This is a genomic window from Paenibacillus sp. GM1FR, from assembly GCF_002803315.1.
GTDB classification, from domain to species: Bacteria; Bacillota; Bacilli; order Paenibacillales; family Paenibacillaceae; genus Paenibacillus; species Paenibacillus amylolyticus.
Genome location: NZ_MKZL01000033.1, coordinates 93,901 through 112,871, shown reverse-complemented (window position 1 = coordinate 112,871; position 18,971 = coordinate 93,901). Strand labels below are relative to the sequence as shown.

The window sequence follows — 18,971 nt, the reverse complement described above, 5'->3', positions numbered from 1 at the left end:
TCTACTCTTCAGTATATCACACCGCGTTAGCACCTGTAGTAACAATGACCGGTTGTGTCTCCATCTGGATATTACCTGCCACCGCTCGGGAGATCATACAGGAGGATTCAGCCTTATGCGCCAGGCGCTCAGCCTTGGTCAGATCCGCTTCCGAAGCATCTTGGCTGAGTACAATCCGGGGTCTATGTACGATCCGTTCGTACGTAAATACGTTATTTGTAACATCTACCGTTGCTTCCGATTCAAGCGTTAATTCATCCGGCGTAATATCCGAACGCTCCAGCATCGCTGCCAGCGTGATCAGGTAACAGGTGGAGGCTGCACCCAGCAGCATCTCGTCCGGGTTAGTTCCCGTACCGGGTCCGCCCATCTCCTGCGGAATCGATATGACCGTTTTTAATCCACCTGCATCGATTGTTCCCTCACTGTTACGCCCACCATTCCATACCGCTTTCAGATGAAAAGGATGTTTCATGACATTCATTCCTTTCTTGTTTACACACGTATACACGTAATATTCTGCTCGATCAATGCGCTAACGTGCTCTTCATCTACACCCTGATCTGTAATCACTTTTCCCACACTGCTCATCTCAGCAACTCTGGTAAACGCCTGTATGTTAAATTTGCTGGAATCTGCAAGTAAAATGACCTCATCCGCAATATGGATCATCTTCTGCTTCACCAAGGCCTGTAATTCATTGGATTCACTGATGCCTTTGGTCAGATGCACTCCTTTGCAAGACAGGAATACTTTATCCACATGATAGGCATCAAGCGAACGTTCGGCCAGCGGTCCTACAAAAGACAGTGACTTCGAAGCCAATTGCCCACCTGTGGCAATCACACGAATCTGCTCCTTGTTACTCAGCTCTGCGGCGACCTTAATCGAGTTGGTTAATACCGTCAGTGGAATGTTCGGCAATCCTGCCGCCATGTACCACGCCGTTGTACTTGCATCCAGGGCGATCCGGTCGCCGAATTCCACCATTTTCACCGCTTCGCTTGCAATTCTGCGCTTCTCTTCTGCATGGGCTACAGCCCGTTCCGGATACGGAATCTCCGACTGTAACTCATCCTTGTATTTTACGCTGACCGCCCCGCCATGGGACCGTCTGAGCCTGCCCGCCTGTTCGAGCTTGTCCAGATCACGACGAATCGTCTCTTCCGTCACCCCGCAGCGCTCACTAAGTTCGGTCACACGCATGCTGCCTTGCGTATCCACCCATTCCACTATTTTCTCATACCGTTCAGCTACGAGCATATTCCTTCACTCCAAACCGTTGATTATCCAGTTGATCCTGTTCATCCATCATACCACAGAGCGATGACAAGGAGAATTTGGACCATGTGCAAAAAGAGGGAGCTTTCGCCCCCTCCATTCCAGTTCTGAAGTGTATCTTATTTATCTTCTGCCATAGGGAACCAGCCCGGTGTGTGGATGATTGCATTCCACAACCCGTCAGGGATAACCAGACGTTCCTGATCGGATTTGGTCAGAATCGTCTCGATATCTTCTTCACGTCCGCTCTCGATTTTCTCAACCCAATCCGGTTCGATAATCAGTTCACGTCCAATGGCTAGCAGAGGTACTCCCGTTTGGAGCGCCTCAGCGGCCTGATCAGCCGTATGAATTGAACCTACGCCGATAACAGGCAATTTGCCGTTCACACGATCCAGGATGAATTCCATTCTAGAACGTGTATCTGCTTCGCCACGTCTTGGCTTGGACCAGAACTCGTTCACAGAGACATGAAGGTAATCCAGATTTTTATCTTTCAGCGCATCCACTAGTAGGTACGTATCTTCCATTGTGAGTCCCGGTGTTTCCGGTTCTTCCGGAGAGAAACGGTAACCAATGATGAACGGCAGTTTGGTATGTTCGGCAACCACTTTCTGAATCTCATCTACTACAGCAAGTGGGAATGTCAGACGTTTCTCTACACTTCCGCCCCAACGATCTTCACGTCGGTTTGAATGCGGGGAGAAGAATTGCTGGATCAGATAACCATTAGCACCGTGAATCTCAACACCATCAAAGCCGGCTTCGATTGCACGACGTGTCGCTTCACCAAAGTCTTTGATAATCGAAGTAATCTCGGCATCCGTCAATTCTCTTGGTTCAGGAGATCCTGGACGCTCACTTGCAACCGCACTAGGAGCAACCACTTGACCCGCAGGTACAGCTTGTTCAGGCGTCAGACGGCCCGCATGGAAAATTTGCAATACAGCTACGGAGCCCTGTTGTTTCATGGTATCAGCCAGTTTTTTCAGACCAGGAATGAAGCGGTCGTCATATACGCCAAATTGAGCCGGGAAACCAATGCCTGTCTCTGTTACATGCCCTACAGCCGTAATTGACATGCCCGCACCACCGGTGCGACGTGCATAATAAGCAAGTTCAGCGTCGGATATCGTACCATCAGCATTCGAGGACATATGAGTCATGGGAGCGAGCACGATACGGTTTTTCAGTGTAATGCCAGTCGGTAGTGAAACTTGTTCAAACATCTGGTTAAACTTTGGATTCATTCGTGGTTCCCTCCTGATTATAAATATCTCTTTTAATAGATATATGAATATATGCGTTCGCTTACTGTAATGATTATAGTTACGTTTCACTGCAATTGCAACTTTTCATTTTCAGAAAGGAAAAAAAGAGCAGAGTGTCTCCAGACTCTCAGCCCTCTTCATTTTCTTCACATCTTCCAAAGGATACTCAGAAACTCCGAACGTAAGCCAGCTTCTGATCCATCTCTTCCACGCATTCGTAACAGTCGTGTTCATCGTTGGCGACCATTGGTGTTACCGGATACAGATTCATCTCTGTACTGTTATACGATTTCAGTAGCGGTAACAACTGAGTCACTCGTGTATTGGCAGGATCAAGCCAGGTGTTGATCTCTTCTTCGGAAAGGATCGCTGGCATTTTACTGCCAAACTCACGTGTAACCATGTTTGCGCCTGTCATAAGCATCGTGCAGGTACGTAGCGGCTCTTTCCGTGTATCTCTCCACACCTCATATAACCCAGCAATACCGAACAGGCCACGATCCGGCATAACAACACGAACCGCATAACTTTTTTTGCCCTCTTGCCGCCAGTAATATAATCCATTGCAGGGAATAACGCAGCGCTTGGTCTCTACCAGTTTGTAATAGGAAGGATTCTCATGCACTGTCATGAGATTTGCGTTAACGGCATCACGCCCCCAGAATGGAATGAACCCCCACCGGAACTCATCCAGTACACGCTCACCATCCTGATGCAAAATAATCGGCGTATGCTGGGTTGGGCTGATATTGTATCGGTTTTTGTAATAATACATCACTCGCTGAATCTTGAAATGATCTCTGACATCGTCCAAATCGGCTGCCAATGAAAAACGGTTGCACATGTTCAAGCACTACCTTTCCCTATGAGAAGTTGAACGTATTGTTTGTAATTTTAGGGAAATTATTCATGAACATTGAACAGGAAATGACTTATTTTGACACCATTAGGGTCGGATCAAGATATATTTCATGTTTTTCACGACAAAAACAACGACCTCGGACTCATTTCAACTCCAATATTACTTGTTACTATAATAGAGAATAAAATACATTTATTGGAGGTTTTAAGTATGAAAAGGAAGTTTTTGATGAGCATCATGTTGTTCTCAGCGATTGCGATGTTTGGCAGTACCATCTATGCGGCAACCTTTCTAACCTACGGTTACCCCAGCACCACCATTCCCATTCGTACGTATAATTACGCCTCCGCATGGCAGACTCCCATGGACACTTCCCTTACCAACTGGAACAATGCAGGTGCCAAAGTTAAATTCACCAAAACAAGTAACTCCCCAAACACCATCACCGCAGGAAACTTCAATAATACAGCATATGGTGTCAACTACGCCTCCGTCTCCGGCAGTCAAGTTGTAAGCTTCCGCATCGAACTCAATGCATCCACGATCACCCCTGACGCAACCAACTTATCCAACTTCATTCAAAGCGTATTTGTCCACGAACTCGGACACTCCATCTGGCTCGGTGACAACCCGACAACAAGCAGTCCTTCCATTATGTCTTACTCCCGTAACCGCAATTCCATGACCCAACCTCAAACTTTTGATATCAATAACGTAAAATCCAAGTACTAATCCGCTACGAACTTATCCCAAAAATCCAAGGAGGATTCCTGTCCATGAACAAAAATCGAGTATTAACGCTGCTTCTCTCTTCCATTTTCATTTTATCTGCTGTTGGATGTTCTTCTGTTACACCTACCGCGTCCCCATCCGCTACACCCATGACCATTATAGCTTCTGAAGATTACCCGAGTTATGCCAGCATTGGCGACCTGTCCGCGAGAGCAAATACCATTGTGAAAGGCAGTGTTGTTGAGACTCGTGTGGAAGCTTTAAACGATATCGTACAAGTTACCGGTGCTGCCAATGAAAACGAGTTAAACCCTGCGTCCGATCCGGGCGGAGAGCCAGCTTCTTTTGACAAAATCTATACGATCCACACGATTCAGGTCGCTGAATCCTATAAAGGCGGTTACACTGCCGGGGAAAAACTTGAAGTGAAGCAACTTGGCGGACAACTAGGCAACACCGAGATTATTAATGATGACAACCTCAAGCTGATTCCTACCAAAGACTATGTTCTCTTCCTGGAAACGTATGAAGACACCCCTGCCAGCCTGCTCAACTCCGTTCAGAGTCTCTACGTGATCAAACCTGCCGCCAAGTCGAACCAGCCGGGTCAGCAACAATCACAGTCAGAAGTCATTGTGAGTGCAAACCCCGAGAATGACCTTACACTCCAGCTGGAGGATCTGCAAGAAATTCAGAACGAACAAAAGAGCGAATAAACTCTTATACGGTAATCACACTGTTATTTCATCTCCGTACAGGCAGCTAATCCCCTCTACTGTTCAGTCCTACATAAGAAAATGAAAACCGTGCTGCTCAGCAAACTGGGCGGCACGGTTTTTTGAAGTTCCTTATTTAGATGGTGTATTAAGTCCAATAATCCATTCAGCCAGATCCTGTGTCTGTTTCAACAAGGCAATAGGGTCACGGAACCAGGATTGTTCTTCCGTCCATATGTACACTTTTCCATTTTTGATAGCAGGCAATGAACCCCAGATCGGATCTGCCTGAAGGTCTTTCAACTGAGACTTGCTGGTCAGCACAATGTAATCTCCAGCGTATTTGGAGAGCAGTTCTATGGAGAATTCATGATAGGCGCCCTGCATCAACTCGGATGGAATGTTCTTTGGTGCTTGCAAACCAAGCAATTCGTAGATGTTACGCCCTCCCCGGCCCGACTGATTGCCAAAAATGAAGACTTGGCGATCATATTCCTGCATAACGGAGAATGTAGCATCAGCTGGAACAACACTCTGCACCTCCTGCTTGATTTTGGCAATCTCCTCATCAAAATCAGCCAGCCACTTCTCTGCTTCCGCTTCTTTGCCAAGGACTTTACCGAAATAGTTCACTTCGTCCTTGAGTGTCGGAAAAGTGATGGATGCGATCGAAACGGTCGGAGCAATCTTGCTATATTTCTCATAAGCCGCCTTGTCCGGATTCAATGTAATAATAAGATCAGGTTCCAGCTCCATCAATTGTTCAACGGAATCCCCTATCGTTTCAAGACCATCCATGTGACCTTCCAGATAAGGACTGTTCATCAGAAATTGGCCTCCACCAATCGGTTTGACACCAAGAGCAAGCACCGTTCCCAGATAATCTATGGCAGCAACTCGCTCGGGATGTGCAGGAATCTCTACCTCACCAAAGGTCGTATTTACCATTTGGGTTTCCACGACTGCCGGTTGTTCGGGTTCAGCCGCAACTTCGGATGTTTCTGCCCCCTGCTGGGCTGTTCCACAAGCACTCAATGTGAGTACAAGCGCAAGCGACATAATCGCTGATTTAAAATGGTTAAACATGTTGATTTCCTCATCTCCCTTATATTGATAATGATTATCATCATCAATTAAAGGATAACGTTCATCCCCTCCTGTTACAATGGATTCATTTGTTGCATTTAATGTACTTTTTGAAACTGATTTCGAGTTTTCCTGCTGCTTCAACCGATATTGCCCCGGTGTGATACCGATCTCTTTTTTGAATATACGATTGAAATAAAACGGATCCATATAACCCACATACGCAGCAATCTCCTGTAATGAAGCTTCTGTGGACGCAAGCAGACTCCTTGCCTCACCCATTCGTAACCGAATCACATATTCTGTCGGTGTACATCCCATCTGTTCCTTGAATTTGCGTGATAAATATTGCGGACTGTAACTCAAGGACTGGGCAAGCAAATCAAGTGAGATGGATTCCCGGTAATGAGCTTTGATATATCGCAAAACCTGATCGGTAAGCGAAGGCTGTTGAAATTCGTTAGACATGCGACTCCGCTGTAACAAGACAAGCTGTACCAGTTGAAAAAAATACACTTTGACCTGAATTTTGCCCACTCGCTCCTGCCCTGACCAACATTCATGTATATTCCGCACAAGCTCACGCAGCTCAAGTGTATGATCCGGCACTGTCGCCCAAGACTCTTCAAACGGATTACGCTGGTTCAACATCATTCGGTACTCCACAAGCACATTGGAGGGCAAGGTTGATTTGTACAAAATCAGATGTACCTCCATAACCCCTGTCGCTTCAAGTGTTAGGCGTCTTCCTTTTCCCCCATGCAGCAACAAGAACTGGTTTGTAGTCCATACCTCTTCATTCAGCCAGACCTGACCCCTGCCTTGAACATACACAAATGCACTGGTAGGTAACACATAATTGCGTATGAACTCGTGTGTTGCGAGTGATATAAGACGCACATCAAGCACGCGAACCTGAACCTGATCCCACAGCTTGATGTCATTCTGAATTCCCATATAAACTCCCTCTCCTAAGCGATCAAACACACACAATACCTTGGCATTGTGACTAAAAACCTACCTATAATTGATAATGATTATCAATTATAACAATGATGGAACCATCTTTGAAGCCTACCTCCGTTTTTTGTTAGATGCCGCAAAATAAAAAACGGTCGAAATCCCTCATAGAGAGATCTCAACCATTCTAAAATTATGGCCTTATTATGTTTTGATAAAGTCAGCTGCCCTTCTCTACTCGACAAAAGACAGTAAATACCCGTATCTTTCTTCCTCCATCTTGTCTAACGGAATAAAACGGATCGATGCACTGTTAATGCAGTAACGTTTGCCACCACGATCTTCGGGACCATCATCGAACACATGCCCGAGGTGGATGTCACCTGCCCGGCTTCGTACCTCCGTGCGTTCCATCCCAAAGCTCGTATCCGTTGTATAGGTAACAACCTCAGGTACAATCGGCTTTGTAAAACTCGGCCACCCGCAACCGGAATCATACTTATCTCGACTGGTGAATAACGGCTCTCCCGTTGCAATATCCACATACAGACCGGGCTCCTCATTATCCCAGTATTCGTTACTGAACGCATGCTCCGTATCATTGTTTACCGTGACCGCATACTGTTCGTCTGTTAATCGTTCCTTTAATTGTTCATCTGTTGGACGTGGATATTGAGCCGGATCAACTCCAATCTCCAGGTCATCCAGGACAGTCATATCAATGTGACAATATCCGCTCGGATTTTTTTCCAAATAATCCTGATGGTACTCCTCCGCCAAATAATAATTCTGCAGAGGCATTACTTCCGTTACGATGGGTTGGTCATATTTTTCTTGCTCTGCCTCTACAGCCTGCCCGATGATTTTGGCATCTTCAGGCAACGTATAATATATTCCAGTCCGATACTGAATGCCACGATCATTGCCCTGCTTATTCAAGCTGGTAGGATCAATAACTCGAAAATAAGATTCAAGCAATTTCTGCAAAGATACTTGCTGCGGATCATATTTTACATGAACAGTCTCCGCAAACCCCTGGTCCCCGCGTATAACATCCTCATAGGTTGGATTCTTTCCTTCACCGTTGGCATAACCGGAAGTCACATCCTGAACCCCTGGAATACGAGCCATATATGCCTCCACACCCCAGAAGCAGCCTCCTGCCAAGTACAGGTTACTCAGGTTTTCCTCAGAGACACTCGATGCCTTGACAGGTTGAGTGGATATCGAAGATGAAGCTGAATGGCTCTCACCCCTGTTTCCACAAGCAGACACAACTATCGCTATAACAAGGAGGCACAGGCCCAGCAGCGTCCTTTTCATGACACTTCCTCCCTTCTCACAAAATCTCTTGTAATGACTCCATGATCTGTTCATTGGATGCATGCCCTGGCTGCGATTTCGTTAAAATACCATCAGAGCCAATATAAAAGGAACTAGGATATGCTCTTACGCCAAATTTCTTGGCCCATACACCTTTCTCATCCAAAAGAACAGTTATGTTATCATACGGCTGTTGGTCAAACCATTCGGTAAACGCTTGGGAGGATTTCTCTCCTTTGTAGTCTGGCGTCACAATCGTAATGACTTGAAAATCATTGTTTTGACCAGCCAGACTGTTCAGGTCTTCCAAACCCGCAAGGCAGATGGAACACCAGGAAGCCCAGTATTTCACATACACTTTCTTGCCTTGAACATCAGAAAGTCCAACCGTGTTTCCTTTCAGATCAAGCAATGAAAATTCAGGAGCCGTCTCGCCCTTGTTCATCATGGTTGACGAACTCATATCGGATGTTGATGCTGGGGCTGATGATGACCCCGTTTGTTTTGATTCAGTTAGCTGTGGTCCACATCCGCTCAAGATCAACAGGACTCCGGCGAATACGATTACAGATACCATCCATTTTCGTGCCATCTTCATACCAAATTCCTCCAATGATTATTGAAACCAGGTCACCAAGTTGTTTAGTCGGTCTGTCATTAACAATAGTCCCATGATAATAAGAATACAGCCGGAAGTTATTTTGATGACACCCATGTACCTGTATAAACGACGTATCCGCTTCATAACATATTCCGAAAAAACGGACAGAATCAGAAAAGGAATCGCTAACCCAAGGGTATACAGGAACATGAGAAACCCGCCATACAGTGGAGACCCTTCTCCTGCGGCGATACCAAGAATGGCCGCCAGCACAGGCCCGATACAAGGCGTCCAGCCAAAACTAAACGTCAGACCCAGCAGGAACGCTCCGACATACCCTCCTCGTCTGGCATGATCGTTTGACAGCTTTCTCTCCCGTTCCAGCCAGGATAGTCGGATCAACCCGGTTTGATAAATCCCAAAAAGCACTACGATGGCTCCGCAGATCGCAATAAACACAGGACTTGAGATCAAATTACCAACGATGCCAGAACCAAAACCGAGTAAAACAAATACCAGGGACAGCCCAAGAACAAATAAAAATGTCCGCAAAACAAGTATGGACCGCAACCGAACCGAATTGGTGTCAGGCTGCTGCTGATTCGTACCGTTGACCATGCTTCCGGATAGATAAGACACATATACCGGGATCAGCGGCAGAATACATGGCGCAAAAAACGATAACAATCCTGCACCAAAAACCCCGAAAAGAAAAACCAAATCACTGGTCAAGTCATTCACCACCTGAATAAATACTACGTTTGATTAACCAAGGTTAACGACTGACGTAGATCGGAAGCGTGAACCAGAAGCAGCTTCCTTCTCCTTTTGTACTCTGAACCCCGATCTCTCCACCATGGAGTTCCACAATCGATTGAGCGATGGCAAGGCCAAGCCCAGCCCCCCCATTACTCTTGCTGCGTGATTTGTCAATTCGATAAAAACGTTCAAATATACGCGAAGTCTCCTCCGCTTCAATGCCTTCCCCTTCATCCGTAACTGAAATTCGTATAAACGGCCCCTTTTCTTCGGCAGCCAGAATGATTTTTCCTTCAACAGGAGAGTATTGAATGGCATTTTGCAGCAAATTGGAAAGGACCCGCTTCATTTGTGCAGGCATCATGACCGCGGCTGGTAATTTATCGGGCAAATCGATTTCAACGTTCAGCGTTTTCTCGGCGAGGTGAAACGAAAAACTCTCCAATGTACTGAGCAGCAACTCATCGACGTGACAAGGCTGAGGGTCAAATACCTCCCCTTGCGCTTCCAGGCTGGATAATTCAAACAAGTCTTGAATAAGCCCTCCCAAACGCTTCGTCTCAAGTCGTATCGTGTTCAGGTAACGTTGAAAGGTTTCTTTATCCTTAATGACATCATCCTCCAACGCTTCGACGAATGACTGAATGGATGCCAAGGGAGTCCGTAAATCATGGGATACATTGGCGATCAACTCTCGTCTCGCGGTTTCTGAGTGATGCAGATGATCAAAGCTTTCCTTCAGCTTGGAACTCATTTCATTAAATTGCTGTGCCAGGAGCTTAAATTCCTGCGTACCGATGAGAGGGACTTCCGTATGGAAATCCCCTTCGGCAATTCGTATTGTCTGCTGTGTAATTCGCGCAATTGATTTCTCTAATGGCTTAGTCAGCAAATATTGAAGAATAAACGAAAGCAAGCCTACCCCTGCCGTTATAGCCGATAACCAATACAATTGTTCGATCGTAAGCAGCATTTTGGAATAACTGATGAACAAACAAATTAATAATACGCCAATGCCCGTGAGACTGGACAACACCAAGTATGTGCGAAGTTTCATGAACTACCACCCGCAAACTTGTAGCCTATGCCCCAAACTGTTTTAATATATTTTGGATCAGAAGGATTCTCTTCGATCTTCTCTCGTAATCTCCGAACATGTACAGTCACCGTTGTTGTATCTCCCTCATAGCTAAAATCCCAAATCTTGCTTAACATCTGGTTACGGGAGAACACCTGACCCGGGTGACTTGCCAGCAAATACAACATCTCAAACTCTGTAACGGTCAATTCAATTACCTTCCCGCTGATATGCACTTCACGCTTGGTAAAATCAATGGTAAGCCCTTCATAATTGATCGTATATTCAGATGTTGTAACAGGTGATGCCTGCGCAATTCGCATTCTCCGCAGGATTGCCTTTACTCGTAAGACGAGTTCTCTCGGACTGAATGGTTTGGTCAGATAATCATCCGCCCCCATCGTCAGTCCCATCAGACGGTCCTGTTCCTCACCCCGGGCCGTCAGCATTACAATGGGCACATCCTCAGTTTGCCGAATCTCGTTGCATACTTCCCAACCATTCTTATGTGGCATCATCAGGTCGAGCACAATCAAGCTTGGCGTTTGGCTCTGCCACAGCTCAATAGCCTCCAAACCGTCCTTGGCCGTCACGACAAGATAACCTTCCCGTTCCAGATACCTGCGACAAACGTCCGTAATATTTGTATCATCATCAGCAACAAGTACACATTCATTCAAACGAACCCACCCCATATTCCAGAAAATACATTTGAGCCAATCATATCATATGGTGATGGCGATGCTTAGCCCTTAAATTACTTCATTCCCATGGCGGGCATCATGTATTGTTTAATTACAGACTCAGCCGCATACGAATTCCCTTCAAGGATGACAGGCATCGATTTCAAGTTAACTTGCATACCGTCTACCATGATTTTTTTCGATCCAATCCACAATTTAATCGTTTTTCCCGCAGGCATCATCGTTTCTTCCATCATTTTGTCATCTTCCATCTTCATGTCGTCTTCCATCTTCATGTCGTCTTCCATCATGGTGTCGTCTTTCATCATCTTGTCGTCCATTTTGCCCATATACATCAGAGTTACAGATCTATCCTTGCTGTCCCACATAATGCTGTAATCATACATTTTCGCCGCCTGTCTCAATTGAACAAGCTCCATGCCATCCTTTTTAATCGTTTTCATATCTGCAGCACTTGCCAATCCAGAAAAGGCCATAGACATCATCAATACCGCTGCTACCATCACTTTTTTGCTCTTATTTGTTTTCATCATTCTTATCACTCTCCATTCGTTTATTACTTACATGGATTACAATAAGCAAGACAGCTTACGATTCTCTAAGCGAAGTATTACGAAACCATTACGATATATAAATGGGGTCAGGTTTCAATAAAAAACGGTTGAAATCTCTCTTCCGAGAGACTCCAACCGTTTCTTCTAGGTCAAACGAATAAAATCAATCATGGATCGAACCTCGATCGGTCCCGGATTTGATATCACATCATTAGACTGCAATCCCTCTCTGGAAGTGAACTGCACCTTCACCGGAATGCCAGGAATCAAGTCGAAGAAGTTATCTGAGAAGACACCCTCCACATCCGAAGATAGCCATACCTGTTTAGCAATCACGTCACTTTCCAGTACCAGATGAACGCCGTTCTCATCCGCTCCTCCGCTTACATTGATGTTTGCAGGCTGCAGAGCAAGGTCTTTGGACGGTACAAAATAGTGTTCCTGTACGATATTCGCAGCACCTTCCTGTTTCAGATCCAGGCGCAGCAGCGTGTTAGCTGTATCATGACCTTCAAGCCATTCGACGTTACGTAATGACAGCACTCGATCACCTGTATTAGGTGCCAAGGTCACGTCATGTGTTTCATCACGATGCACCGTTCCATCGAACCCGAGCAAACGAATCTGTAACTGCCCTTTAACAGGTTGTAATTGATCCGAGATGATATATATATCTGTTGTATCTTCTTTTGTTCCATCTACCGATACCAACACATCGCTGAAGCTGCGTTTCGCATAATATTGCAATGCTTTCCAACGACCAAGGTAGTCCATACCTGCCCATGAAGCCACCGGCCAGCAGTCATTCATTTGCCAGTAAAGTGTGCCCATGCAGAATGGTTTGCGGCGACGGTGCGCTTCAATGGCTGTCTTCATTGCTTCCGCCTGAAGCACCTGGCTCATATACAGGAACGATGGGAAGTCCTTCGATTCATGCATGTACATATCCATGTACTGTTTGATCAGACGATTACCTGCCCCATTCTTTTGATGAGCCAGCATGACTTCCGACTCCAGAGCCAGATCTTCTTCTTCCGCGTAAGTGCGTACTGACTTGTACTCCGGGAAAGACTGGAATCCGTATTCACTCATGAAACGACCCACATGCACGTTGTAGTTCTCGAATGGTTCTACATTGTGCCACACGCCCCAGTAGTGGATATCCCCTTCAGCTGTGGATGGGTGCGCATGCTGCGTCTCATCCCCTGTCAGTGATACCAGTGGTGAGGAAGGCCAGTAATCCACACCTGGCGCATACGCTTCAACGACTTCTGGCAGCAAATCATGGAAGATAGCTTCGTAATCGGCCCAGATGCTTTCACGCTGCTCGGCAGTAAATTCCTTTTTCCAACCCCAGCCACCATTCTCAACATAGTGAGCCCAAGCCGAATCAATCTCGTTATTCCCACACCAGAGTGCAATACTTGGATGGTTGCGCAGACGTTTCACATTATCAATCGCCTCATGTCTCACACTGTTCAGGAACGCTTCATCTCCTGGATACATGCTGCATGCAAACATGAAGTCTTGCCATACCAGGATTCCGTATTCATCACACAGTTCGTAGAACACATCCTGCTCATAGATTCCGCCACCCCACACGCGTAGCATATTCATATTAGACTCGGCTGCGGATACGATCTCATGACGATAACGTTCATGAGTAATTTCAGTGATGAAGCTATCATTTGGAATGTGATTGGCCCCTTTGGCAAAGACCGCAACACCATTTAGTTCAAAGTAAAAGGATGCTCCTGCTTCATCTTTGTCACGTACCAGCCGAATGGAACGAAGCCCCGTCTTCACTGTAGATTCAGCCACAGCTCGCTCACCTTGAAGCACTTCGGTAAGGAAGGTGTACATATGCGGATCACCAAGCCCACGGCTCCACCACAGTTTCGGTTCATCAATGGAGACTGGAATCTCCACAGTCTGAGTTCCGGGTTGTAGTGATACGGATCTTTCCCATCTCTGTCCATCTGCGCCGATACGAATAATCGTATCTAGCGCTTGTGATGTCTCGACTTCCACAACAGCTGTTAATGAAGCTGAGGTAGCGCTTACTTCATTTTGCTGGATATACACATCATTGATTCGTACCTGTGTCCAACCTTCAAGACGTGCTTCACGCCAGATCCCACTGGTTACAAAACGCGGACCCCAGTCCCAACCATAGTGATACGGGGCTTTACGTGCAAAAATACTTACTCTCTTGTCGCCAAGTCCGCCAACATCGGACTGATCATTCGATGCAGGTAATGCATATCCGAGCTTCTCCAGCTTCGGCAGATCTTCCTGAATTGGTGACCGAAAACGTATTCGGAGAATGTTACCGTTTCCCTTCAATACAGACTTTACATCTGCCTTCCATACTCGGAACATATTATCTGCTGATAACACATGCACCTCATTCACATACACATCCGCATATGTATCCAGACCATCAAACACCAGTTCCAGATGTTCCTGCGAGAACAACGCATCGGCAACGTCAAATTCCGTCTGATATTCCCAATCTATCTTATCAATCCACTGTACTTCCTTCTCGTTTGTTCCATAAAAAGGATCTGGAATCTTGCCCAGCTTCAGCAAATCTGTATGCACACAGCCGGGCACCTGAGCCGGCATCCACTCTTGATCTTCGCAAGCCTTGAACGTCCAATTCTGAAAAACATGTGATTGTATTGTGCTCATGACAGCCTCCATTGTTGTTAGAGTTGGTAAATATTATTTTGTTAGGTTTTGTTATTATAAAAACAAATAACTTACAAAACAAAATTAACACGATATGCTTCTTATAGTCAATCTGTTTTGTGATTTAATTTGTTAAATAGTTTCTGCATAACAAAAAGACATGAAGCTCTAACCTCTCCATGTCTTTCACCTCATTTCATTTACATGTATGATCATTGTTAAAATGAGCCCGTCAATTCATATCCCATTACAGTATACTGGCGTTATATTCATCACGAATAATTAATTCCGAATAGATCAGCTTGCGTTCATAAGGTTCATCCAGGTGTTTGATCCGCCACAATAGCTGGTCTACTGCTCTCGTTCCCAGATTCTCTTTGTTAATATGTACCGAAGCAAGAATGGGTTCATCCGTCTGCGTATTGTCAAATCCGGTTACGGCACAACGTTCGGGCACCTGAATGCCTCGACTTTGGAGTGCCTGAATGACAATGACAGCTGTATGGTCATTTGCACACACGATAACTTCAGGGATATCCTCCAGCTCCATTTCAGCAATGGATCTCCGGATCTGATCATACTCTGGTCCCAGCAAGCCGTCTTGCTGTTCCCCCTCCAACTGTTTCTCTTCCAGCACCATACGATATCCAAGCCAGCGTTCTCTAAAACTTGCTGCATCGGGCAGTTGCCCGGCAAACTGGAACCTTCTATACCCTTTACCAACGAGCATGAGAACCAGTTCTTTCATACATTTCATATTGTCCGTAAAAACCGAGTCTGCGTATATGGCAGGGTCTTCATGATCCACCATGACAAGCGGAATACGCAGTCTGTAAATCTCCAGCAATACCGATGTCGAAATGGTGCCCACGGTAATGACTCCGCTGATTGCTTCGGGATTAAGGACCGAGAACATCCGATCTGAAGAGGGTTCTGTCAGTGTTAAAATATCCATCCCCTTCTCATTCAACCTCTCAGAAATGCCATCAAACACAGGCCCCCAGTATAAGGAAGCTCGATTCTGAGAACGAATGTTGGGGAACAAAATCAATATGGTGCCTTGTCGCTCCGCTTCTGGCTTCATCTCCGTTGATATCTGTGTCTCCCCCGGATAACGCTTAGGCTCAGTTCTGAAATACCCGAGCTGCCCCGCTGTTCTGACAATCATCTCGCGTGTATGCTCACTCACACCAGGCTTGCCCGTCAGCGCACGGGAGACTGCGAATTTGGATACCCCCGCAGCATCCGCAATTTGCTGCATCGTTACTCTTTTGGCCATCCTACTCACCCGTTTTTCCTAATTTTCCATTCAGTGTAGCATAAAAAACAAAAATCAACAAAACAAGGTTATGTTATTCTGTTTTTGTTAGGTAGTAGTTTATCTGTTTCACAAGGTGTGCGACATAACCAAAAAAGGCCCTCTCCCCACCTTCCATAGAAGATGACGAAAGGACCCTTTGTCCGCCAATTATACGCCTGGTGCTCCCTGATCGCCGAGTTCCGACTGTAAAACCGGGCGTTTTCTGCGCCAGAAGATAGGCTGTGGAAGTTTGATCTCTGTGATCAGAACACCAACCAACATCAAAGCTGCTCCCGCATACCCTTGCAACGTTAGCGATTCCCCTTGAAAGGTAAATGCAAAGGCTGCTGCAAACAGTGGTTCGAGTGAAAAAATCAGACTTGTTCTTGTGGGAGAGGCATGGCGCTGCGCGAGTGTCTGCAGAATGTACCCCAAGCCGCTACACAAAACACCTAAGCCAAGAATGGCTGCCCAGGATTCAGCCGTATCGGGCATACGTGGCGTTTCCAGCATAAATGTAGCTGCAATTCCCCACATCGCTGCAACACCCAATTGAACTGTCCCCAATGTTAACGGATCATGCTTCGGTGTGAACTTGCCAGCAATCATTATATAGATGGCATACACAAGTGCTGCTAGTATGCAGAGAATATCTCCCGTGTGCAGACTAAGCTGATGCTGAAGCGTCAGCAAGCCAAGCCCGGTAACGGCAACCAGGATACTGAGTGTCAATCGTTTATCCGGCATACGACGATGCTGGATCGTCGTCAGGATCGGTACAAAAATAACGGCCAAACTTATTAGGAATCCCGCTTGGGATGTCGTGGTTCGTTGCACACCATAGGTGATGAATACAAATGCAGCGAATAAAGCTGTCCCCATAATAGCGCCTGCCACAAGTGTTCTGCGATCCATGTTAAACAACCGCCGATGAAAAAGAAGTCCTGCCGCAATAAAGGCAATTCCAAAACGAAATGCGACCAGATTCAATTCTTGCATGGACTCTAGACCCGATTTCATAAACAGATAGGAAGATCCCCATATAACCGTTGCGAGCAGCATCTGTATGTCCGCTCTTCTTGTTGTCTGACCTTGACTAACCTGTACACCATTCATCTTGCTTCAACCTTCATTCTATGTATTCTGATCTGTGTGATCGTGCGTCAAACTAACTCGCCTTGGCAAGTATAAACCATCTCTTTGCATTATTAAAATGAATATTTATAATGGATTATATGAAATAAACTCATGTATTTAAAATGGGAAGGAACGGAACCATTCATGTCACTGATCAAATACGAAATATTGAATACCGTTGTGGAATATGGCAGTCTCACCAAAGCGGCAGAAGCGTTGAACATCACCCAATCCGCAGTCAGCCATGCCATCGCCAGTCTGGAGACAGAATGTGGTTTTTCCCTGCTCCATCGCAGCCGCTCGGGTGTGCGGGTTACCGCTGAAGGGGAACGCATTCTGGGATACACACGTGAGATTCTGCGCTGGACGGAACTGATGAACCAGGAAGTCTCCCTCATTCGCGGCGCTGAGATTGGTACGGTGCGTATTGGTACCTTCGCAAGTGTCTCCACACAATGGTTGCCGGGCATCCTGAAACAATTTCGCCTGCGCCATCCCGGAATTGAGATTAAGCTGTGGGAAGGCGATTATGCTGAGATTGAGGGCTGGCTAGCTGGAGGTGCCATCGATCTCGGATTTCTGTCCCTCGGCGATTCATCACCTTTTGAGACGATCCCATTACAAAAAGACAGGATGATGTGCATCCTGCCTCTGGATCATCCTCTCGCCTCAGAGGAGTCTGTTTCGTTTGATGTTTTACTGGAACAACCCTTTATTCTGCCCAAGTGGGGCGGAGATAACGAGATTGAACGACTGATCCGGCAGCATGCGGCCAAGCTCAATGTCGTATATGAAGTCGCAGAAGATCAAGCCATTATGGCGATGGTCCGTAATGGCCTCGGCATCAGCCTGCTTCCGGAAATGGTTCTTCAAAATCATACCGATTCACTCGCGCTCGTGCCACTCTCTGGAGATCCTTATCGTACAATTGGCATGGCCTGCCCATCTTTGGGCAATCTATCGCCCGCTACGCGGCGTTTCATTGAAGAGGTACAACAGTGGCTGGGCCAGGCAATGTAAATTTGGAGAACTCACCACTTGTATCGTTATGATCGATTTCTCCTATCCGTTACTCACAAATTGGATAACACCAAGAGTCAGCAGCAGTACAGATATAATCGCAATCGTGATGCCAAAACCAATCAGGAAGCGCACGCTAAGTGAGCGTTTGTTCTGATGGCTGCCTCCCAGGTTATCCAGCTTTCGCTCAATTTGATCCAACCTTTCATTTACCTGTTTCAGATCTTGATTGGAGTTCATTCATCCATCTCTCCCTTTTCTGTGTATTCGATCTATTCCCACACCCGATCGAGCTGATCTGCGTAGTAACGGATGGCTCTGTTATAGTCATTGATTCTCTTGTCACTTGATGTGTCCGCAAGTTGCACGAGCAGTCGTTGCATCGCTTCTGCATGTTCACCCAGATTGTAGAGCACCATGGCATAGAAAACTTCAAATTCCCGGTACGCCGGGAATTCTTTCATCCCTTTTTCAAACCAAACCTTTGCCTGCTCATACTGCCCAAGCGTTCGATATGTGCTGCCCAGCCCGAGTATCGCCCCTGCTCTGTCCTCACCAGAAAGACCAAGGCTTAGCGCCTTCTCATAATGCGGGACAGCCTCCCGCTCTAACCCAAGCGAATCATGCGCCCAAGCCAGCTGATACCAGACATTCGCATTCTCGGGTTCTTGGACTGTAATCTCTTGCAAAAGTTCAATCGCTTCCTGCACCTTGCCTTCTTGTCTCCATCGCACGGCCTGTTCCAAATTACTCATGCTGTCACTTCCCATCTTGCATTATAATTTCCACTTATATGATTCAATTGTTTTATTATACCAAAAAAGCACCCTATAGAATATGTTGTAACAACTCAAGGTTGTCCAAACGCTATTCCATAGTGTGCTTTTTCATTC

General features: G+C 46.2%; 19 protein-coding genes. 3 read left to right on the top strand and 16 right to left on the bottom strand.

Annotated features, from left to right (window positions below):
* Positions 1-16: 16 nt before the first annotated feature.
* The 4 genes from PAEAM_RS20705 to PAEAM_RS20690 form a co-directional block, all read right to left on the bottom strand.
* Entirely contained in the window at positions 17-475 is a 459-nt protein-coding gene (locus tag PAEAM_RS20705) for an OsmC family protein (RefSeq protein WP_100528804.1), read from the bottom strand.
* Between the two features lie 20 nt (positions 476-495).
* Positions 496-1,263 (bottom strand): DeoR/GlpR family DNA-binding transcription regulator, encoded by a 768-nt coding sequence (locus PAEAM_RS20700; protein WP_100528803.1) that lies wholly within the window; start codon positions 1,261-1,263, stop codon positions 496-498.
* Between the two features lie 137 nt (positions 1,264-1,400).
* Positions 1,401-2,531 carry an NADH-dependent flavin oxidoreductase gene (locus PAEAM_RS20695; RefSeq protein ID WP_076327800.1) on the bottom strand — a complete coding sequence of 377 codons (1,131 nt, stop codon included), beginning with the start codon at positions 2,529-2,531 and terminating at the stop codon, positions 1,401-1,403.
* A 187-nt stretch (positions 2,532-2,718) separates the two neighbouring features.
* A complete protein-coding gene (locus tag PAEAM_RS20690; protein ID WP_036608866.1) occupies positions 2,719-3,396 on the bottom strand; it encodes an SOS response-associated peptidase in 678 nt (225 codons plus the stop codon).
* A 228-nt stretch (positions 3,397-3,624) separates the two neighbouring features.
* Between PAEAM_RS20690 and PAEAM_RS20685 the strand changes: the two genes are divergently transcribed.
* Positions 3,625-4,146, top strand: a complete 522-nt coding sequence (locus PAEAM_RS20685) for a zinc metalloprotease (protein WP_100528802.1) — start codon at positions 3,625-3,627, stop codon at positions 4,144-4,146.
* 44 nt (positions 4,147-4,190) lie between these two features.
* The gene (locus PAEAM_RS20680) at positions 4,191-4,862 is read left to right on the top strand and encodes a hypothetical protein (RefSeq protein WP_100528801.1); all 672 of its coding nucleotides are present in this window, start codon (positions 4,191-4,193) and stop codon (positions 4,860-4,862) included.
* Between the two features lie 132 nt (positions 4,863-4,994).
* Here the strand turns inward: PAEAM_RS20680 and PAEAM_RS20675 are convergent, their stop codons facing one another.
* The 10 genes from PAEAM_RS20675 to PAEAM_RS20630 all read right to left on the bottom strand — a co-directional run bounded on the left by PAEAM_RS20675 (position 4,995) and on the right by PAEAM_RS20630 (position 17,037).
* On the bottom strand, positions 4,995-6,905 hold the full coding sequence (locus PAEAM_RS20675; RefSeq protein ID WP_100528800.1) for an AraC family transcriptional regulator: 1,911 nt from the start codon (positions 6,903-6,905) through the stop codon (positions 4,995-4,997).
* 237 nt (positions 6,906-7,142) lie between these two features.
* Positions 7,143-8,231 (bottom strand): peptide-methionine (R)-S-oxide reductase MsrB, encoded by a 1,089-nt coding sequence (gene msrB, locus PAEAM_RS20670; RefSeq protein ID WP_100528799.1) that lies wholly within the window; start codon positions 8,229-8,231, stop codon positions 7,143-7,145.
* Positions 8,232-8,247: 16 nt separating this feature from the next.
* Positions 8,248-8,829 (bottom strand): redoxin family protein, encoded by a 582-nt coding sequence (locus tag PAEAM_RS20665; RefSeq protein WP_100528798.1) that lies wholly within the window; start codon positions 8,827-8,829, stop codon positions 8,248-8,250.
* Between the two features lie 18 nt (positions 8,830-8,847).
* Complete coding sequence (locus PAEAM_RS20660; RefSeq protein ID WP_243391420.1) at positions 8,848-9,573, bottom strand: cytochrome c biogenesis CcdA family protein; 726 nt, start codon at positions 9,571-9,573, stop codon at positions 8,848-8,850.
* A gap of 34 nt (positions 9,574-9,607) precedes the next feature.
* Positions 9,608-10,648: a sensor histidine kinase gene (locus tag PAEAM_RS20655; protein ID WP_036670551.1), complete on the bottom strand. Its 1,041-nt coding sequence runs from the start codon at positions 10,646-10,648 to the stop codon at positions 9,608-9,610.
* Positions 10,645-11,349 carry a response regulator transcription factor gene (locus tag PAEAM_RS20650; protein WP_100528796.1) on the bottom strand — a complete coding sequence of 235 codons (705 nt, stop codon included), beginning with the start codon at positions 11,347-11,349 and terminating at the stop codon, positions 10,645-10,647. Before PAEAM_RS20650 ends, PAEAM_RS20655 begins: the two co-directional genes overlap by 4 nt.
* A 77-nt stretch (positions 11,350-11,426) precedes the next feature.
* Positions 11,427-11,906 (bottom strand): stalk domain-containing protein, encoded by a 480-nt coding sequence (locus PAEAM_RS20645; protein WP_100528795.1) that lies wholly within the window; start codon positions 11,904-11,906, stop codon positions 11,427-11,429.
* A 165-nt stretch (positions 11,907-12,071) separates the two neighbouring features.
* A complete protein-coding gene (locus PAEAM_RS20640; protein WP_100528794.1) occupies positions 12,072-14,621 on the bottom strand; it encodes a beta-mannosidase in 2,550 nt (849 codons plus the stop codon).
* Positions 14,622-14,868: 247 nt separating this feature from the next.
* Positions 14,869-15,882, bottom strand: coding sequence for a LacI family DNA-binding transcriptional regulator (locus tag PAEAM_RS20635; RefSeq protein WP_243391419.1), 1,014 nt, complete (start codon positions 15,880-15,882; stop codon positions 14,869-14,871).
* A gap of 207 nt (positions 15,883-16,089) precedes the next feature.
* Positions 16,090-17,037, bottom strand: coding sequence for a DMT family transporter (locus tag PAEAM_RS20630; protein WP_100528792.1), 948 nt, complete (start codon positions 17,035-17,037; stop codon positions 16,090-16,092).
* Between the two features lie 165 nt (positions 17,038-17,202).
* On the opposite strand from PAEAM_RS20630, the gene PAEAM_RS20625 reads away from it, so the two are divergent.
* Positions 17,203-18,078: a LysR family transcriptional regulator gene (locus PAEAM_RS20625; RefSeq protein ID WP_100528990.1), complete on the top strand. Its 876-nt coding sequence runs from the start codon at positions 17,203-17,205 to the stop codon at positions 18,076-18,078.
* 42 nt (positions 18,079-18,120) lie between these two features.
* Here PAEAM_RS20625 and PAEAM_RS20620 read toward each other — a convergent pair whose 3' ends face one another.
* Together PAEAM_RS20620 and PAEAM_RS20615 are read right to left on the bottom strand one after the other, a co-directional pair.
* Positions 18,121-18,318 carry a hypothetical protein gene (locus PAEAM_RS20620; RefSeq protein ID WP_100528791.1) on the bottom strand — a complete coding sequence of 66 codons (198 nt, stop codon included), beginning with the start codon at positions 18,316-18,318 and terminating at the stop codon, positions 18,121-18,123.
* Positions 18,319-18,350: 32 nt separating this feature from the next.
* The gene (locus tag PAEAM_RS20615) at positions 18,351-18,833 is read right to left on the bottom strand and encodes a tetratricopeptide repeat protein (protein ID WP_100528790.1); all 483 of its coding nucleotides are present in this window, start codon (positions 18,831-18,833) and stop codon (positions 18,351-18,353) included.
* Between the last annotated feature and the right edge of the window lie 138 nt (positions 18,834-18,971).

What these genes read in the sequence shown, in the direction of transcription:
- PAEAM_RS20705 (WP_100528804.1), bottom strand. Translation starts at nt 475, where the DNA reads ATGAAACATCCTTTTCATCTGAAAGCGGTATGGAATGGTGGGCGTAAC.
- PAEAM_RS20700 (WP_100528803.1), bottom strand. Translation starts at nt 1,263, where the DNA reads ATGCTCGTAGCTGAACGGTATGAGAAAATAGTGGAATGGGTGGATACG.
- PAEAM_RS20695 (WP_076327800.1), bottom strand. Translation starts at nt 2,531, where the DNA reads ATGAATCCAAAGTTTAACCAGATGTTTGAACAAGTTTCACTACCGACT.
- PAEAM_RS20690 (WP_036608866.1), bottom strand. Translation starts at nt 3,396, where the DNA reads ATGTGCAACCGTTTTTCATTGGCAGCCGATTTGGACGATGTCAGAGAT.
- PAEAM_RS20685 (WP_100528802.1), top strand. Translation starts at nt 3,625, where the DNA reads ATGAAAAGGAAGTTTTTGATGAGCATCATGTTGTTCTCAGCGATTGCG.
- PAEAM_RS20680 (WP_100528801.1), top strand. Translation starts at nt 4,191, where the DNA reads ATGAACAAAAATCGAGTATTAACGCTGCTTCTCTCTTCCATTTTCATT.
- PAEAM_RS20675 (WP_100528800.1), bottom strand. Translation starts at nt 6,905, where the DNA reads ATGGGAATTCAGAATGACATCAAGCTGTGGGATCAGGTTCAGGTTCGC.
- msrB (WP_100528799.1), bottom strand. Translation starts at nt 8,231, where the DNA reads ATGAAAAGGACGCTGCTGGGCCTGTGCCTCCTTGTTATAGCGATAGTT.
- PAEAM_RS20665 (WP_100528798.1), bottom strand. Translation starts at nt 8,829, where the DNA reads ATGAAGATGGCACGAAAATGGATGGTATCTGTAATCGTATTCGCCGGA.
- PAEAM_RS20655 (WP_036670551.1), bottom strand. Translation starts at nt 10,648, where the DNA reads ATGAAACTTCGCACATACTTGGTGTTGTCCAGTCTCACGGGCATTGGC.
- PAEAM_RS20645 (WP_100528795.1), bottom strand. Translation starts at nt 11,906, where the DNA reads ATGATGAAAACAAATAAGAGCAAAAAAGTGATGGTAGCAGCGGTATTG.
- PAEAM_RS20640 (WP_100528794.1), bottom strand. Translation starts at nt 14,621, where the DNA reads ATGAGCACAATACAATCACATGTTTTTCAGAATTGGACGTTCAAGGCT.
- PAEAM_RS20635 (WP_243391419.1), bottom strand. Translation starts at nt 15,882, where the DNA reads ATGCAGCAAATTGCGGATGCTGCGGGGGTATCCAAATTCGCAGTCTCC.
- PAEAM_RS20630 (WP_100528792.1), bottom strand. Translation starts at nt 17,037, where the DNA reads ATGAATGGTGTACAGGTTAGTCAAGGTCAGACAACAAGAAGAGCGGAC.
- PAEAM_RS20625 (WP_100528990.1), top strand. Translation starts at nt 17,203, where the DNA reads ATGTCACTGATCAAATACGAAATATTGAATACCGTTGTGGAATATGGC.
- PAEAM_RS20620 (WP_100528791.1), bottom strand. Translation starts at nt 18,318, where the DNA reads ATGAACTCCAATCAAGATCTGAAACAGGTAAATGAAAGGTTGGATCAA.
- PAEAM_RS20615 (WP_100528790.1), bottom strand. Translation starts at nt 18,833, where the DNA reads ATGAGTAATTTGGAACAGGCCGTGCGATGGAGACAAGAAGGCAAGGTG.